Genomic DNA, 15,853 nt, shown 5'->3' on the forward strand with positions numbered 1-15,853 from the left:
CGAATCGGTCGAGGTCAGACATGAAAATCGCTTCCGTCCAACCCTTCATTCTTCATCTTCCGCTCACCTCAGCCTCCATCTCGGACTCGACCCACAGCATCACCCATTGGGGCGTCGTCGGTGCGAAGATCGTCACCACCGACGGCCTGGAGGGTTACGGTTTCACGGGCACGCATGCCCATCTTGCCTCCGACCGGCTGATCACCTCCTGCATCAGCGATTGTTACGCACCGCTATTGGTCGGCGAAGATGCTTCCGATCATCAGCGCCTCTGGACGAAGCTCGCCCGTTACCCGTCGCTGCAATGGGTCGGCCGGGCCGGGATCACCCATCTGGCGCTCGCGGCGGTGGATGTCGCCCTTTGGGATCTGAAGGCGAAGAAGGCCGGAGTGCCGCTCTGGAACTATCTCGGAGGCGCGCGCACGGATGCCCTTGAGGCCTACAATACCGATATCGGCTGGATCTCATTCGACCTGGAAACGCTTTTGCGTGGTTCGGCGAAAGCGGTCGAGGAAGATGGTTTCACCCGGCTCAAGATCAAAGTCGGACACGATGACCCGAATGTCGATGTCGAGCGACTTGCGGCGGTGCGCAGGCGTGTCGGATCGAAGATCCGCATTGCCATCGACGGCAACGGCAGATGGGACCTACCGACCTGCCAGCGCTTCTGCGTACTGGCGCGCGATCTCGATATCTACTGGTTCGAGGAACCGCTCTGGTACGATGACGTCAAAAGCCACGCGACGCTCGCCCGCAATACGTCGGTCCCGATCGCGCTCGGCGAGCAGTTGTATACGCTTGATGCCTTCCGATCCTTTATCGACGCCGGAGCCGTGGCCTATGTGCAGCCGGATGTCACGCGTCTTGGAGGGATTACGGAATATATTCAGGTGGCGGATCTGGCGCTAGCCAACCGGCTGCCCGTCGTGCCGCATGCGGGCGAGATGAGTCAGGTGCACGTGCACATGAGCTACTGGCATCCGGCCTCGACGATTCTCGAATACATCCCTTGGATCAAGGATCATTTCGAGGAGCCTGCGAATGTCGAGGAAGGCGTTTTCAGGCGGCCGCAACGGCCCGGCGCAAGCACGACACCGCTTGCCAAGAGCATGGAGAATTTCGGCAAGAGCCTGCGCTGAGATGGCTTCTCGGTGTCTGTTCCGGTTCACGGGTTCGATCCCGCATCAAAACCGGCGGTTGGCTCTCGGCCAACCTCAAGAATGCCCGCCGCGCGACGTGGCATTCACAGGCTCAGACGCTTACCACTTCCAGCATCGAAAAGGTGCAGTGCAGAGATGCCGCCTCGGACATGCATGACATCGCCCACACTCATCTCCTGGTCTCGGGGAAACTCGACCGCCAGCATCCTCGTGTGCCCGATCTCAATATAACCATAGGTCTGGCTGCCGAGCTTCTCGGCCACCATCAACTCACCGGTAAACCAAGCCTGCTCGGCGGGGCATTGCATCAGGTCTTCCGGCCTTATCCCGAGGACGATGTCCTCGGCCCCATTGCTCGCCAATTCAAGGCCATCCAGCTTGATGGTTCTTCCGAGGACCTGAGCCTCGCCTCGTGGCCTGGAGAGGCTGGCGGGGATGGTGTTCATGGTCGGACTGCCTATAAAGCGGGCGACGAACAGGCTCGACGGCTTGTGATAGAGATCGAGCGGCCTACCGATCTGCTCGACCACGCCTCCGTTCATCACCACGATCCGGTCCGCGAGCGTCATGGCTTCCACCTGATCATGGGTCACGTAAACGGTGGTCGCTTTCATGCGGCGATGGAGTTTTGCAATTTCGAGGCGCATCTCCACGCGCAGGGCCGCGTCGAGATTGGAGAGAGGCTCATCGAAGAGAAACGCCGCAGGCTCGCGGACGATGGCGCGTCCCATAGCGACGCGCTGGCGTTGGCCGCCTGATAGTTGCGCCGGTCGCCGGTCGAGATAGTCCTGGATCTTCAGGATGTCCGCCGCGTGGTTCACGCGGTTGTCGATATCGCGCTGCTCGCTGCCGCGCATCTTCAGGCCGAAAGACATGTTTTCCCGCACGCTCATGTGGGGATAGAGCGCGTAGTCCTGGAAGACCATGGCGATATTACGCTCCGCCGGGGGCAGCAGATTTACCGTTCGCCCTTCGATATCGAGTTCACCGCTGGAGATTTCCTCCAGTCCGGCAATCATGCGCAGCAGGGTCGATTTTCCGCAGCCGGAGGGGCCGACGAGGACCAGGAACTCCCCGCTTTCGATCTCGATATCAATGTCGTGGATGACCCGCAGAGCTCCGTAGGATTTCTGGATTTTCTTCAATGCAATGCCGGCCACGTTTTTCCTCCTCCACACGACTTTCGCGCTTGACGCCAATTATCGATATCAATATCAATAATGATAAGTTCAGGAATGTGCAACCGGCTGGATCGACCTACATGGCGTATTTTTCGTCTCGACCGACATCGAGCAAACCTCCAAAGGCAGGCGCCGCCTTCAACGCCTTGAAGCGCGACATCATGCTCGGAACGCTGGCGCCCGGGACCGGGCTGACCGAGTTGGAGCTGGCCGCGCATTTTCAGTGCAGTCAGGGAACGGTGCGCGAGGCGCTGCTTCAGCTCCAGGAAGAGGGGCTTGTTCGCCGTCAGGGGCATCGAGGCACGCAGGTTTCGGAATGCACCGAGGACGAGGCGATCGAAATGTTCCGGCTGCGCCAGCAGATCGAGGGCAGCGGCATGGTGCGTGTGATGGGTGCGCCGAGCCGGACGCTGGTCAAGGAGCTCAATGTCCTCCTTGAGAAGATGCTTGTTGCGGCCGGTGCGGGCGATGAGCTGGAGCTCGCCTCTTTCGACCGCGATTTCCATCGCCGCATTTTCGAGGATGCCAACCTGCCGGCACTCGATCCTATCCTGCATCGCTGCCTCGTGCACAATCACCGCTTCAAGATTTCCCGCAGCCCGATGGCGCGTGATCTCGAGGCGACGGCGCTGCGCCATCGCAGCATCATCGAGGCGATCGAGGGTGGCGACGTCAGGCGCGCCACCGCCGCCATGCATCATCATATCGCGACGATCGTCGATTTCGGGCCCGAAGTCTTCCCGGAGGTGATCCAGTGAGCGATGGTGTCGAATTATCGGATGTCTTGTCGGACGAGATGGCAGCGCTCATGGAGCGGGTTCTCGCCGAACTGGGGCCGTTACCGGATCCGACGACGCTGCCGCCTCCGCAAGGTCGAGCGCAATCGCTTGCCGCTAATATCCGCTGCAACGTCAACCTGCCGCCGATGGAGAGCGTCACTGAGTTGCTGGTTGCAGAGGATCCGGGCCTTGGTTCAGCACGCTGTCGCCTGAAAGTGCTGGTGCCTCCTGGTGCGACAGCTGGTGCCATTCTCTTTGTCCATGGCGGCGGTTTTGCCTTCTGTTCGCCGGAAACCCACGAGCGCTGCGCACGGGTTCTAGCGATCGAAAGCGGCCTGCCGGTCGTCATGCCTGATTATCGTCTGGCCCCGGAAAATGCCTATCCAGCGGGCCTGGAGGACGTTGTTGCCGCTCTGCGCAACCTCTTTGAGGTGACGGCTGGTGTCGGCGTTCGCCGCGGCCCCTTGTTGATTTCGGGCGACTCCGCAGGCGCGAATATTGCTCTTGCAGCGATGCTGCACGAACAGGCCGAAGGCCGCACATTGCCGGATGCGGCGCTGCTTTTCTACGGCTGTTACGCGCGAAGCTTCACGTCGCCGTCCTATGTCCGCTTCTCCGAAGGCCCAGGACTGACGCTGGGAAAGATGCAGCGCTACTGGTCGTTCTATGCCGGTGGGCGCGTGGTCGAGGAGGACCCGCTTGCCTGCCCTCTCGTGGCGTCCGATGCGGCTCTGGCCGCGCTGCCGCCGCTTTATCTGATGGCGGCGGCCGTGGATCCGCTGCTTTCCGACACCCTGAGCCTGAGCCAGCGCCTCAGGTCTCTTGGCCGTGATGACGAACTGCACATCGTGCCGGGCGTCATCCACGGTTTCCTGCAGAACACCAACGAACTTTCGGCCGCAAGGGAGGCTCTGGCGGCCGCGGGCAATGCAGCAAGGCGACTGACACGACGTCCATGACGTAAACGATCAAGAGGAGGAGACTATGAAATTTCTGAAGACACTGGCGCTCGGCGCCGCTCTTGCGGCGTCGGCCGCTTTCAGCCAGGCAAAGGCGGAAACCGTCCGTTTCTGGTACCATTTCGACAATCCGGCGAACCCGATGTCGGACCTGGTCAAGAAATTCGAGGCAGCCAATCCCGGCATCAAGGTCGAAGCCGAGAACGTGCCGTGGAACAGCTACTACGACAATCTCTACACCGCGCTGGTCGGCGGCAATGCGCCCGACGCGGCGATGGTGAAGCTTTTCGCCCAGCCGCGGCTTGCCGAAATGGGCGCGCTGGAGCCGATCGGCAGGCAGATCGACAGCTGGAAGGGCAAGGCCGACCTCCTGGACAATCTGCTCGAGTTGAACAAGGGGCCTGATGGCAAGCAGTACTATCTGCCGATCCAGTACGTCGTCCTTTATCTCTACTACCGTACCGATCTCTTCCAGGCAGCCGGCCTGCAGCCGCCGAAGACCTGCGAGGAGTTCCGCAACGCCGCCGTCAAGCTCACCAATGCGCCGCAGACCTATGGTTTCGGCCTGCGCGGCGGCAAGGGCGGCTGGGACCAGTGGGGTGCCTTCGTACTGTCGCAGGGCGCCGAACTGAAGCCCGGTGGCCTGACCAAGCCGGAGGCGATTGCCGCCAATCAGTGGCTGGTCGATCTCTTCCAGAAGGACAAGGTCATTCCGCCATCTGCGCCGAATGACGGTTTCCAGGAAATCGTCGCTGCCTTCAAGTCCGGCAAGACGGCGATGACCATCCACCATATCGGTTCGTCCAAGGATCTCGTCGCCGCGCTCGGCGACAAGGTCTCCGCCGTGCCGGTTCCGAAATGCGGCAGCGGCCAGTGGACTTCCTACGGCGACGAGTCTCTCGCGATCTTCTCTTCGTCCTCGGTGAAGGATGCGGCCTGGAAGTGGATTTCCTTCCTGGCCGAAGGCCAGAACAACGTCGCCTTCAACAGCGCGACTGGTCAGCTGACGGTCACGAAGAGCGGTTCCGCCGACTGGAAGCTCCATGAGCGCCGTTTCGTGGAGGCGACCGTCCAGTCCCTGCCGTTCGCCAAGGTGCTGCCGCAGACCTCGGCGGTCTCGGAATTCGTCAACACGGCCTGGCAGACGAACATGCAGCAGGCGCTGACTGGCCAGATTACGCCGAAGAAAATGATGGAACAGCTGCAGACGCTGTTCGCTCAGTAAGGTCGCTCCGGTCCCGGCACAATGTGTCGGGACCTCCTTCTCCGCCTTGATCCGCAGGCAGGATAAGCATGTCCCTATCGATCTCTTCTCCCGTGCAACGCAGTGCCACATCGATCTGGCGTTCCGAGCGGCTGCTGCCCTACCTGCTGCTTGCTCCCGCCGTCGTGGTCACCGTCGTCATCGTCTTCATGCCGATGGTGCAGGCGGTCTTCACGAGCTTCTACGATCTCATCCTGTTCCGGCCGAACGCCAGCAAGTTTGTCGGTTTCGGAAACTACGTGAAGCTGTTCAACGATCCGGTTTTCTGGACGGCGCTCTGGAATACGATCATCTGGATCGGCCTGACCGTGCCGCTGCAGATGGGGCTGGGGCTCGTGGCAGCCATGCTTCTCAACCGTGAATTTCCCTGGCGCGGTCTTGCGCGTGCCCTCATCATCATTCCCTGGGCATTGCCGAGCGTTGTGATCGCACTGATGTGGCGCTGGATCTATGATCCGAATACGGGCGTACTCAACGACATCCTCATCTACCTTTCGATCGTCCAGTCGGCGGTGCCGTGGCTCGCCGATCCGAATGTCGCGATCTACGCGATCATCGCGACGCTGACCTGGCAGGGTTTTCCCTTCTTCGCGGTGATGATCCTTGCCGGCCTGCAGGGCATTCCACGCAGCCAGTATGAGGCAGCCTCGATCGATGGAGCATCGACCTGGCGGCAGTTCGTGCATATCACGCTGCCGGGTATCGCGCCGGTGCTGGCAACGGCCGGGCTGCTCCGGGTGATCTGGGTCGCCAACTCCATGGACGTCATCTTCGTCATGACCGGCGGCGGTCCGGGCTATGCGACGCATACGCTGCCGCTCTATGCCTTCGTCAAGGCGCGCCAGAATCTCGATTTCGGATACGGCACGTCGATCGCCGTCACCTTCACCATTCTTCTGGGTGCTTTCGTGGCTCTCTACCTCGCCCGCACCATGCGCGAGGTGGAACGATGAGACAGCAGAGCACGCTTCGCCGGATCCTCACCACGGACCTGCCCGTCCTCGCGATCGTCCTCTTCGCCATGGCGCCGTTCGCCTGGATGATCCTGACGTCGCTGACGCCGACCGCCGCGCTTTCTGCCACCGGGGTATCGCTGTCGCCCCGGGGCTGGAGCCTCGACAACTATGTGCGGCTCGTCGAGCAGACGTCCTTCCTCAAGAACATGCTCGACAGCCTGATCATCGCGTGCGGCACGGTGGTCGTCGGCCTGATCGTGTCGGTTACAGCCGCTTACGCCTTCTCGCGGTTCCGCTTTCCGGGCCGCAAGCTGCTGATGCTGCAGTTCCTGCTGATCAACATGTTCCCGATCGTGCTTCTCATCCTGCCGCTCTTTGTGTTGATGCGCCGCTTCAACATCCTCGACACCCATTTCGGCTTGATCCTTGCCAACGCGACGGTGGCGATCCCGTTCGCGGTGTGGATGCTGACCAGCTATATCGGTGCCATCCCGAAGAGCCTCGACGAAGCAGCCATGACGGACGGATGCTCGCGGCTGACGGCGCTGCGCAAGATAGTCCTGCCGCTGACCATGCCTGGCATCATCTCCACCGGCATCTACATCTTCATCACCGCCTGGAACGAATATCTCTACGCGCTGACGCTCGGCGGGCGAAACGTGCGGCCGGTCACGGTCGCGATCCAGACGCTGATCGGCGAATACCAGATCGAATGGGGCCTGCTGGCAGCCGGCGCCGTGGTCGGCGCCATGCCTGCGACCATCCTTTTCCTTCTCGTTCAGCGCCGTCTCATCGGCGGCCTGACCCAGGGCGCGGTGAAAGGGTGAAGGTAACCAATGACGAACGCCCTGAGCCGAAGCAAAGGGTCGGGATGACGGACCGGAATGTAAAAAAGGAAATGACAATGAACCCCATCGGGTTGATTTCCATGCAATATGCGAGGCCTTTTACGGCCGAGCATTTCCCGCTGTTTGAGAAGATGCGTGAGCACGGTTTTGATTTCGTGGAGCTTCTGGTTCCCGAAATCGGCGAACTCGACATCAGGGAAACGAAAAAGGCGCTCGATGATGCCGGCCTCGGCGTGGTGCTCGCCGCCCGCGTCAACCTGCAGCGCAATCTCGCATCGGCAGATGCCGAGGCTCATCGCGCCGGTATCGAATACCTGAAATACACGGTCGATTGCGCGGCCGGTCTGGGTGCGACGATCGTCGGCGGTCCGCTGACCGGAAATCCGCTGGTTTTCGCCGGCCGCCCGCCGCAGCCGGTGGAAGAGACCGAGCGTGTGGCCCGCAAGGATCGCTGCGTCAGGGGCTTGAAGGAAGCTGGCGACTATGCGGGCAAGGCAGGCGTACTGCTGGCCGTCGAACCGCTGAACCGCTTCGAAAGCGATGTGCTTTGCACCACCCAGCAGGCGATGGAACTGCTGGACGCGGTCGATAACCCGGCTGTCAAGCTGATGCTCGATACGTTCCACATGCACATGGAAGAAAGCTCCATCGCCGAGGCGATCCTGCTTGCCGGTGACCGTCTCGTGCATTTCCAGGCCAACGAGAACCACCGCGGCTTCCCGGGAACGGGAATGACCAACTGGGTCGAAGTCTGCCGCGCACTTCACGAGGTCGGCTACAAGGGGCCGGTATCGCTCGAGCCGTTCCGGCGCAACGACGACCGTTTTGGCGTGCCATTCGCCCAGTGGCGTCCGCCGCACGAGGACGAAAGTAATCGCCTCGCAGCCGCCAGCGCATTCATGAAATCCCACCTCCTGCTTACGGAATATCGTCGATGACTTTGAAAATCGGTTGGATCGGTTGCGGTATTCACGCAACCCAGATGCTGCTCCCGCAGCTCGTGCGCCATGATGTTGAGCTCGTGGTTATGTGCGATATCGACGGCAAACGCCTGAAGGACGCCGGCCGGCAATTCGGCGTCACCAATCTGACGACGGATGCGCAGACTCTGCTATCGACCTCCGGGATCGATGCGGTTGGAATGGCCGTCGGGCCGGATCAGCACCTCGCCTTCGGCAAGGCGGCGCTCGAACGGGGCCTGCCGGTCTTTATGGAAAAGCCGCCGTCCGGTTCTGCCGCGGGTGCGCGGGAGCTGCTGGCCGCTTCGGAGAAGGCGAAGAAGCCGCTGCTCGTCGGGTTCATGAAGCGATATTCGATCGGCAATCGCATGGCGGCGAATATCGTGAAATCCGGACGCTTCGGAGACGTGCTGGGCCTGACCGGCTACTACATGACGGCCCCGGGCTATTTCGTCGGCAATGTCGACTACACCGGGTTCTTCCTGCACCATTGCGTCCACTACATGGACCTCGTGTCCTTCCTGGTTTCACCGGTTCGTTCGATCTCCACCCGCAAGGTCGAAAAGACGCCGGGGCGCCTGCTTTTCCATGTGGCTTTCGAATTCGAATGCGGTGCCATCGGCAATATCGCCATGGGGACGGTTCAGTCGCGGGGTACGCCGGTCGAGCGGATCGAGCTGATGGGCGATCATCAGCGCATCGAGGTGGATGACGTGATCGAGATCCGCTGGCATCGCAACCCGCCCTTCAAGATCGGCGACCTCGGCGCGACGCTGAAGGAGGATTGCGACACGCTGACCTGGAAGCCGAATTTCACGGCCGCCGCCAACGAGGACCCGAAAGGATATCACGCCTTGCTGGCCGACGTCGTCCCGGCCCTGGGAGGAGCTTCGACGTCCGCTCCGACGATCGCCGAAGGCGTCATCGCCATGGAACGACTGGAAACGATGCGGCGTGAACTGGCACTTTGACCTGACTTGGGCTCGCTCGCCCGGGTTCGACAGTGCGGTGCCTCATGGCGCCGCCTGTAAGAAACGTCTCAAGCAGCCCGGTCCGATCTCGCGCGGGATTGTACCCGCTTGTCGATGCGGAACAGATTGACGATCTCGGCCAGTGCCTCCATTTCCCGGCTTGTCCTCTCGGTGGAGGCTGAAAGATCACCAACAAGCCGGTTGTTATGGGCATTGAGTTCGTCGAGAGCTTTCATGGCGCTCGACAGTTGCCGAAGGTTGGTGCTTTGATTGTTGCTCTCGGTCGTGATCCCGCTGGAAAGCGAAGAGACAAATGCGATGGACGACACGATCTGGGAAAATTGCTCGCTCGCCTGGCGAACCAGTTCGGCACCTGCCTTCACCTCGGCCTGGCTTTTCTGAATGAGTGCTTTTACTTCGTTGGAAGCATTGGCCGTCGACTGGGCGAGAGAGCGCACTTCGGTTGCGACGACCGCGAATCCTTTGCCACTTTCGCCTGCACGCGCCGCTTCGACCCCTGCATTGAGCGCCAGCAGATTTGTTTGAAATGCGATATCCTCGATGACGCCGATGATCTCGGAAATCTTGCCGGAGGAGACCGTGATCTGCGCCATGGCGCTTTCGGCGCCGCTCATGACCTGGCTGCCGTTCTCGGCCATGTGGCTGGTGTCCGAAATCACGCTGGTGGCCTCACCCGCCCGCTTGGAGTTCTGGCCGACAGTTTCGGCAACGGCGTTTGTTGTCACAGTCGTGTCCTGAAGCATCGACGACTGACGCGTAGATCGGGCATTCAATTCAGTCGTCCCGCGCAGAATTTCGTCGCTGGATGAGGAAACGGAGGCGCAAGCATCAGCCAGCCGCGACACGACGTCTGAGAGGCGGCTCGTCACTGCGTTCGCATTGTTCTGCAACTCGGCAAATGCGCCTTTGTGGATGCCTTCAAACCGGATCGTCAGATCGGCATTGGCAAGTGCATCCAGAACGCGGCTGGTTTCATTGAGCCCGCCTTCGAAGCTCGATATCAGTGTATTGAGGCTCTGAGCAAGCTCGTGATGTTCGGGACGGTCGAACGGTCCGCTGACGCGGCCGGAGAAATCGCCCTCGGCGGCCTTGTGGACAACGCCACGCACCTGGCTCTGCAGCAGCCGGGCCTCCGCGGAGACATCGGCGAGATTGGCCGTCTGGGCTCGAGCTTCCTGCTCCAATGTATCACGCATGCGCGCATTTTCACGGAACACGGCCAGGGCATCGATCATGGCGCGAATTTCCTTGGCACCTCGACGCTTGGGCACGACGACCTCGATATTGCCGCCAGCAAGCAGCTTCATCGACGCGGTGATCCGCAGGATCGGACCGGCAATCCGCTGGGCGACAAACAGCAGAAGGATGACGCCCAGTACCGCGAGAGCGGCGGCGGTCGTCAGTTCTTTGCGGATCTCGGTCTCGAGCGCATCCCCGGCGGAAGCAACGCTATCAGATGCCGTCTTGTCCACGAGCGTGTTGATGTCGAGGATCTTCGTCAGGATGGCCGCCCGTGAGCGCGTAAGCTGTTCGGCGGTCGGAATTGCTTTTGCCGGATCGAGTCCAAGCATGATGCGCACATTACGGCGCCACGCAGCATGCAGATCAGTAAGTTTCATGACATCCGCCGATACGGCAGGCGACAGCGAGTTACGGCTAAACTCGGCAAGCGTAGCCTCAAGAGCGCCGTTGGTCGTGTCAAACCGTTTATTGACCTCATCGGCCGAAACAAACGTGGTCATCGCCAGGAGATTTGCGACGACGACCGACACATTCTCGAATTGTGCCCCGGTCCTCGCAGCCAGCGTCTTGGCGGAAATAGCGTCTTGCACGACTCGCTCAACATGTGCCTGTCCGTCAATCGCCTGCGATCCAACGAGAGCGGCAGCACCCAGACCCGCGAGAATGGAGAGAATGAGAGGGAGAAGGATTTGGAAACGGACTGAAAGGGCCATGGCGTGCTACTCAGTTTGGTAATGTCGGCAGGAGCAAATCCTGCTGCTCAGGAGTCAGGGTCTTCAGGAAAGCGATCAAATCTTCCCGTTCGCGATCGGTGATGAAAAATGGAGAAATATCATCCGAGCGTGACGGGCTTTCGACGCCGCCGCTCTCATAGTGAGCAATCACGTCCTCCATGGTCGTCAGACTGCCGTTATGCATGTAAGGGCCCCGATAGAGAGTGTTGCGCAGGCTGGGCGTCTTGAAAGCATACAAGGCTTTGGGATTGTTCGGTTCCAGTTTGGCGCGCCCTATGTCGTTTGTGGGCAGCCCCGTATTGTGAAACTTGTTGTCGGTGAAATTCCAACCGGTGTGGCAAACGGAGCAATTGGCTTTGCCGGTAAACAGTTCAAAACCCCGCTTGGCGCTGTCTGACACCGCGGTTTCGTCGCCGTCCACCCAGCGGTCGAACGGCGACCACGCGGAAACAACGGTGCGTTCATACGTTGCGATCGCCGTCAACATCGTCTCGCTGGTGGCGCCCTTGTCCGGGAATATTTGTTTGAACCAACTGTTGTAGTCGGGAATATTTCTCAAATCGGCGACAATCTGATCAAGCTTGCCGTTCATCTCCGCCGCCGCCGTGATTGGTCCTGCGGCTTGAGCCTCCAGCGTCGGGGCACGGCCATCCCAGAACAAAGGGGTTGTCCAGGCCAAGTTCAGAATGGTCGGCGACTGGCGGGCCAGAGGTGTGTTGGCTGCACCAACCGGCGTCTTGACCGGCACTTCGAACCCAAAGGACGGATTGTGACAGCTGGCGCAGTTCATGTTTTTTGCGCCCGACAGCCGCGGATCGAAAAACAACATCTTTCCCAGGGTCGCCAACTGCAACGAATATGGTGCGACCTTGTCAAACGGAATTGCGAGAGGCCGCTTGAAATCAGCGAGATTACCAGCGGCCGCGCCTTGCAGAGACACGACCGAGAACAGGGTTATGCAGAGAACCGAACGGCGCATGATTGATTATCCAGAAAATGAATTTAGCGCTCGAAGACCGGATTGGCTTGGGCTGGAGCCATCTGGTTGTCGTCTGAGATGAAAGTAACCAGAAAGGGTAAATTTCTGCATAACGGATTTCTAACTCAACTTTTTATTGAAAAATTGACAAATGAAAAAAAGCGGACCGGGCCGGAATTCACCTCGGGATGATCGCCTTATCCAATTGAACAGAATTGATATATTTCAATTCGATTGCATCGCCCGCGCCCAATTTTAGTGGACCTTGCCTTCACCTTCCGGATGGCGATGCGATTGTGGATATACAACCGATGTGCTGGGACGACATTGGTGCCGTGCAGTGCTCTACCACTAGCTTCGGCCCTGCTCCCACGCCTATCGCAACCGGCATTTCGGCCGGCGCCCTTTCCAAGACCCAATAGAGGAGATGCTCAGTTCGCCGGATTCTTGAAAATGGAATCTACTGCGTGAGCGGCACGTGATCATGGCGTTCTTGCAATCTCCGACAGTTCAGGTAATTTTTCAAAAAAAGCATCTTAGACGCGTTTTTATGTTATTTTCACATAATCAGCTTGGGGTACGGGAATGCAGGATCGAAATCGACCAGCAGATCTTGAGGCGCTTGAAGCGCGTCTCGCCCTGGATTTGCTGTGGTTGAATCAGCCGCCGAAGGCCTGGATGCCGTCCCGGGACGTCAACAGCTCGCCAGTTCTCGATGTTGCCGTGATTGGAGCGGGTTTGTGCGGGTTGGTCGCTCTGGCGGCGCTGAAAAAGGTCGGGATATCGAATGTGCGGGCCTACGACCGTAGCCCTCAAGGGTTCGAAGGACCCTGGATGACCTATGCGCGCATGGAGACCCTGCGGACGCGCAAGGATGCCGTCGGTCCCGCACTCGGCATTCCGTCGCTGACGTTCCGGGCCTGGTTCGAGGCGCAATATGGCGCTCAGGCCTATCTCGACATGGGGCTCATCCCGCGTCCGATGTGGATGGAATATCTTGTTTGGTATCGTCGGGTGCTCGGTCTTGATGTGGCCAACGAGACGGTGTTTTCGGGCCTTGAATTTCGCGAGGATGGACTTCTGGCGCTGCAGTTGGAAACCGGCGGGCAGATGCAGAAAGTGTTTGCCCGCCGCGTGGTGCTGGCGACCGGTCTCGATGGATTGGGCGCACCCACCCAGCCGGAGGTCGCTACCCGGGTCTCCCCGTGCTTCGTGAAGCACGGGGCCGACCTCATCGACATGACCTCGCTGAGGGGCAAGCGCGTTGCGATCGTGGGGGCCGGTGCCTCGGCCATGGACAATGCGGCCGCGGCCCTCGAAGCCGGTGCGGCGCGTGTCGATATCTTCGTCCGCCGGCCGGATATCCCGCGCATCGACAAGTTCACCGGTGTCGGCAGCCAGGGAATGACACATGGCTATCTCGGCCTGCCCGATGCGGACAAATGGACCTATATGGTAGCCGGCGAGCGGGCGCAGATTCCGCCACCGCGTCACAGCGTGCTGCGCGTCTCGCGGCACCCGAACGCCTTCTTTCACGTCGCAAGCCCGGTGGACGATCTCGTCGAGACAGGCGACGGTATCGACGTGGTGACGCCGAAGGGCCGCTATGCCGCCGACCTGGTGATTTTTGCCACCGGCTTTTCGGTCGATTTCGGCAAGCGTCCGGAATTTGCGGCGCTACGAGACAGGATCCTGCTCTGGCAGGACGTCTACACCCCGCCCGCCGGCTGGGAACATGCCGGCATCGGCGCAACACCCTATCTCGGCCCGGCTTTTGAGTTCCGGCCCAAACCCGATCTCGACACCGCGACGGCCGACGCGGTCTCCCGGATCTCCTGCTTCGCCTATCCGGCAGTCCCGTCACACGGCAAGATCACGAGCGGCATTCCTTCCATCAGCGAGGGGGCAACGCGCCTTGCGACTGGACTTGCCCGCTCGCTGTTTGTCGAAGACCGAGCCTATCATCTCGGTCGCTTTCTCGGGTTCGATACGCCGGAGCTTCTTGGCGACGAATGGACAGATGCAGACCTCCATGAGGAAATGAGCCGCGCCAATGGATGAACAAGTTCCGGAGCTGCAGATTTTCTACGGCATCTCATCCCCCTGGGCATATTTCGGGGCACGGAAGGCGATCGCCGTCGCCAGCGGCAACGGTGCCCATGTGCGTCTGCGCCCGATCCGCATCATCGAGGCCAATGGCGGCATACCGCTGCGCCAGCGGCCGGACGCACGTCAGCTCTATCATGAGGTCGAGTTGCGCCGCTGGCGGGAATATCTCGGTATCCCGCTGAATCTTAAACCGAAATTTTATCCCTGCCGCACAATCGAACCGGCTGCACAGGCGGTGATCGCACTCCAGAACGCCGGGCTCGACGCCATCTCGTTTTCCTTCGGCGTCCAGCGCGCCCTGTGGGCCGAAGAGCGTGACATCGCCGACACCGACACCTTGCGCGCCATCGCCCGTGCCACGGCCGGCGAAGAAGCTGCCGCATTGGTGGTCGATCCGCAGCCGCAAGCGATCGTCGATGAGTGGCAGGGAAACCTTGCCGCGGCCGAGCGGCTCGGCATTTTTGGGACGCCGACCTATGTCGTCGGCACGGAACTGTTCTGGGGCCAGGACCGCCTCGATTTCGTCGACCGGGCACTGAAAGCCAGCCGAAAAACGACTGAAGCACCGAAGGAATCTGCGTGATGCCCGACACCGAAAAACTGAGCGCCCAGAAATTGCACGAAGATGCCATCATCGTCGATGGCTTGCAGACCTGCCAGTGGAGCCGGTCGATCTTCGAGGAAATGCGTGCCGGGGGCCTGACCGCGGTCAATGTCTCATCGCTGCTCTGGGAGAATTTCCGCGAGGGCATCGGCTACGTTTCCGAATGGAAGCGCTTCCTGCGCGAGAACGACGACATTCTCCGCCCGGTTCGCACCGTCGCCGATATCCATGCTGCCAAGGCGGAGAACAAGACCGGCATCATCATCGGCTGGCAGAACACGTCGCCGCTCGAGGACAAGCTCGACTATGTGGAGATCTTCAAGGATCTCGGCGTCGGGATCATGCAGCTCACCTACAATACCCAGAACTACTCGGGTGCCGGTTATCTGGAGGAGGTCGACAGCGGCCTCACCGGTTTCGGCAAGGAAGTTCTGGCAGAGATGAACCGCGTCGGCGTGCTCTGCGACCTCAGCCACGTGGGCGACAAGACGACCGCAGACGTCATCGCGCAGTCGAAGAGCCCGGTCTGCATTTCCCACATCCTGCCAAGGGCGCTGAAGGACGTGAAGCGCAACAAGCCCGACGAGCTCTTCGTTGCCTGCGCGCAAAAGGGTGGCCTTATCGGTGTCAGCCTGTTCGCACCCGGCCTTGCCGCCGGCAATGATGCCACCGTCGAGGACTACCTCGATGCCATGGCCTATATCATCGACCTGGTCGGCGAAGACCATGTCGGCATCGGCACCGATTTCTCGCTCGATCGCCCACGTCCGGGACCCTGGCTGCTCTGGGCCAACAAGGACAAGGGCACCGCCCGCACGCTCACCGAGTTCGGCTCGGTCAAGATTTCCAAACCGAAGGGCATACAGCGCATGACCGAGTTGCCGAACCTGACGACCCGCATGCTGGCCCGCGGCTGGAGCGAGGACCTGGTGCTGAAGCTGCTCGGAAAGAACTGGCTGCGTGTCCTCGGCAAGGCCTGGACGCCAACCGCATAAATGGAACCGGAAGAAAACTGCAACGCGCCGGATAGCGGTTCGCGTTGGCGCGCTCGATGAATTGCAAACCGATAGACGGCAAGCCTCGGCTA

At 60.4% G+C, this 15,853-nt stretch carries 14 protein-coding genes; 11 read left to right on the forward strand and 3 right to left on the reverse strand.

The features are described 5' to 3' along the window. The first annotated feature begins 20 nt into the window (after positions 1–20). On the forward strand, positions 21–1,139 hold the full coding sequence (locus tag PMI07_RS09540; protein WP_007772422.1) for a mandelate racemase/muconate lactonizing enzyme family protein: 1,119 nt from the start codon (positions 21–23) through the stop codon (positions 1,137–1,139). A 104-nt stretch (positions 1,140–1,243) separates the two neighbouring features. On the opposite strand, the gene ugpC is transcribed toward PMI07_RS09540, so the two are convergent. Next, positions 1,244–2,320, reverse strand: coding sequence for a sn-glycerol-3-phosphate ABC transporter ATP-binding protein UgpC (gene ugpC / locus PMI07_RS09545; RefSeq protein ID WP_007772421.1), 1,077 nt, complete (start codon positions 2,318–2,320; stop codon positions 1,244–1,246). Positions 2,321–2,421: 101 nt separating this feature from the next. On the opposite strand from ugpC, the gene PMI07_RS09550 reads away from it, so the two are divergent. The 7 genes from PMI07_RS09550 (at position 2,422) to PMI07_RS09580 (ending at position 9,077) form a co-directional block, all read left to right on the forward strand. Further along, positions 2,422–3,099 carry a GntR family transcriptional regulator gene (locus PMI07_RS09550; RefSeq protein WP_007772419.1) on the forward strand — a complete coding sequence of 226 codons (678 nt, stop codon included), beginning with the start codon at positions 2,422–2,424 and terminating at the stop codon, positions 3,097–3,099. Next, the gene (locus PMI07_RS09555) at positions 3,096–4,079 is read left to right on the forward strand and encodes an alpha/beta hydrolase (RefSeq protein ID WP_024163695.1); all 984 of its coding nucleotides are present in this window, start codon (positions 3,096–3,098) and stop codon (positions 4,077–4,079) included. Before PMI07_RS09550 ends, PMI07_RS09555 begins: the two co-directional genes overlap by 4 nt. A 25-nt stretch (positions 4,080–4,104) precedes the next feature. Continuing rightward, a complete protein-coding gene (locus tag PMI07_RS09560) occupies positions 4,105–5,304 on the forward strand; it encodes a sugar ABC transporter substrate-binding protein (RefSeq protein WP_024163696.1) in 1,200 nt (399 codons plus the stop codon). Positions 5,305–5,372: 68 nt separating this feature from the next. Then, positions 5,373–6,296 (forward strand): sugar ABC transporter permease, encoded by a 924-nt coding sequence (locus PMI07_RS09565; protein ID WP_007755674.1) that lies wholly within the window; start codon positions 5,373–5,375, stop codon positions 6,294–6,296. After that, entirely contained in the window at positions 6,293–7,126 is an 834-nt protein-coding gene (locus PMI07_RS09570) for a carbohydrate ABC transporter permease (RefSeq protein WP_007755672.1), read from the forward strand. The genes PMI07_RS09565 and PMI07_RS09570 overlap by 4 nt, the downstream gene beginning before the upstream one ends. Positions 7,127–7,203: 77 nt before the next feature. Next, positions 7,204–8,085 carry a sugar phosphate isomerase/epimerase family protein gene (locus PMI07_RS09575; RefSeq protein WP_007755669.1) on the forward strand — a complete coding sequence of 294 codons (882 nt, stop codon included), beginning with the start codon at positions 7,204–7,206 and terminating at the stop codon, positions 8,083–8,085. Beyond that, complete coding sequence (locus PMI07_RS09580; protein WP_007755666.1) at positions 8,082–9,077, forward strand: Gfo/Idh/MocA family oxidoreductase; 996 nt, start codon at positions 8,082–8,084, stop codon at positions 9,075–9,077. Before PMI07_RS09575 ends, PMI07_RS09580 begins: the two co-directional genes overlap by 4 nt. Positions 9,078–9,145: 68 nt before the next feature. Here PMI07_RS09580 and PMI07_RS09585 read toward each other — a convergent pair whose 3' ends face one another. Both PMI07_RS09585 and PMI07_RS09590 read right to left on the reverse strand, forming a co-directional pair. Further along, the gene (locus tag PMI07_RS09585; protein ID WP_197032482.1) at positions 9,146–10,930 is read right to left on the reverse strand and encodes a methyl-accepting chemotaxis protein; all 1,785 of its coding nucleotides are present in this window, start codon (positions 10,928–10,930) and stop codon (positions 9,146–9,148) included. A gap of 133 nt (positions 10,931–11,063) precedes the next feature. Next, positions 11,064–12,053, reverse strand: a complete 990-nt coding sequence (locus PMI07_RS09590) for a cytochrome c peroxidase (protein ID WP_007754400.1) — start codon at positions 12,051–12,053, stop codon at positions 11,064–11,066. A 585-nt stretch (positions 12,054–12,638) separates the two neighbouring features. Between PMI07_RS09590 and PMI07_RS09595 the strand changes: the two genes are divergently transcribed. From PMI07_RS09595 to PMI07_RS09605, 3 genes are read left to right on the forward strand one after another with little or no spacing between them, the layout of a single operon-like run. After that, positions 12,639–14,114, forward strand: a complete 1,476-nt coding sequence (locus PMI07_RS09595) for an NAD(P)/FAD-dependent oxidoreductase (protein ID WP_037086120.1) — start codon at positions 12,639–12,641, stop codon at positions 14,112–14,114. Beyond that, positions 14,107–14,745, forward strand: coding sequence for a 2-hydroxychromene-2-carboxylate isomerase (locus tag PMI07_RS09600; protein WP_024163698.1), 639 nt, complete (start codon positions 14,107–14,109; stop codon positions 14,743–14,745). The genes PMI07_RS09595 and PMI07_RS09600 overlap by 8 nt, the downstream gene beginning before the upstream one ends. A gap of 17 nt (positions 14,746–14,762) precedes the next feature. After that, positions 14,763–15,761, forward strand: coding sequence for a dipeptidase (locus PMI07_RS09605; protein WP_348626241.1), 999 nt, complete (start codon positions 14,763–14,765; stop codon positions 15,759–15,761). The last annotated feature ends 92 nt before the right edge of the window (positions 15,762–15,853 follow it).

It is taken from the genome of Rhizobium sp. CF080 (assembly GCF_000282095.2).
Lineage (GTDB): Bacteria > Pseudomonadota > Alphaproteobacteria > Rhizobiales > Rhizobiaceae > Neorhizobium.

Bases quoted from the DNA above. Each gene is read 5' to 3' on its own strand.
- PMI07_RS09550 (WP_007772419.1), top strand. From the start codon at position 2,422: ATGGCGTATTTTTCGTCTCGACCGACATCGAGCAAACCTCCAAAGGCA.
- PMI07_RS09560 (WP_024163696.1), top strand. From the start codon at position 4,105: ATGAAATTTCTGAAGACACTGGCGCTCGGCGCCGCTCTTGCGGCGTCG.
- PMI07_RS09600 (WP_024163698.1), top strand. From the start codon at position 14,107: ATGGATGAACAAGTTCCGGAGCTGCAGATTTTCTACGGCATCTCATCC.
- PMI07_RS09590 (WP_007754400.1), bottom strand. From the start codon at position 12,053: ATGCGCCGTTCGGTTCTCTGCATAACCCTGTTCTCGGTCGTGTCTCTG.
- PMI07_RS09575 (WP_007755669.1), top strand. From the start codon at position 7,204: ATGAACCCCATCGGGTTGATTTCCATGCAATATGCGAGGCCTTTTACG.
- PMI07_RS09565 (WP_007755674.1), top strand. From the start codon at position 5,373: ATGTCCCTATCGATCTCTTCTCCCGTGCAACGCAGTGCCACATCGATC.
- PMI07_RS09580 (WP_007755666.1), top strand. From the start codon at position 8,082: ATGACTTTGAAAATCGGTTGGATCGGTTGCGGTATTCACGCAACCCAG.
- PMI07_RS09570 (WP_007755672.1), top strand. From the start codon at position 6,293: ATGAGACAGCAGAGCACGCTTCGCCGGATCCTCACCACGGACCTGCCC.
- PMI07_RS09540 (WP_007772422.1), top strand. From the start codon at position 21: ATGAAAATCGCTTCCGTCCAACCCTTCATTCTTCATCTTCCGCTCACC.
- PMI07_RS09595 (WP_037086120.1), top strand. From the start codon at position 12,639: ATGCAGGATCGAAATCGACCAGCAGATCTTGAGGCGCTTGAAGCGCGT.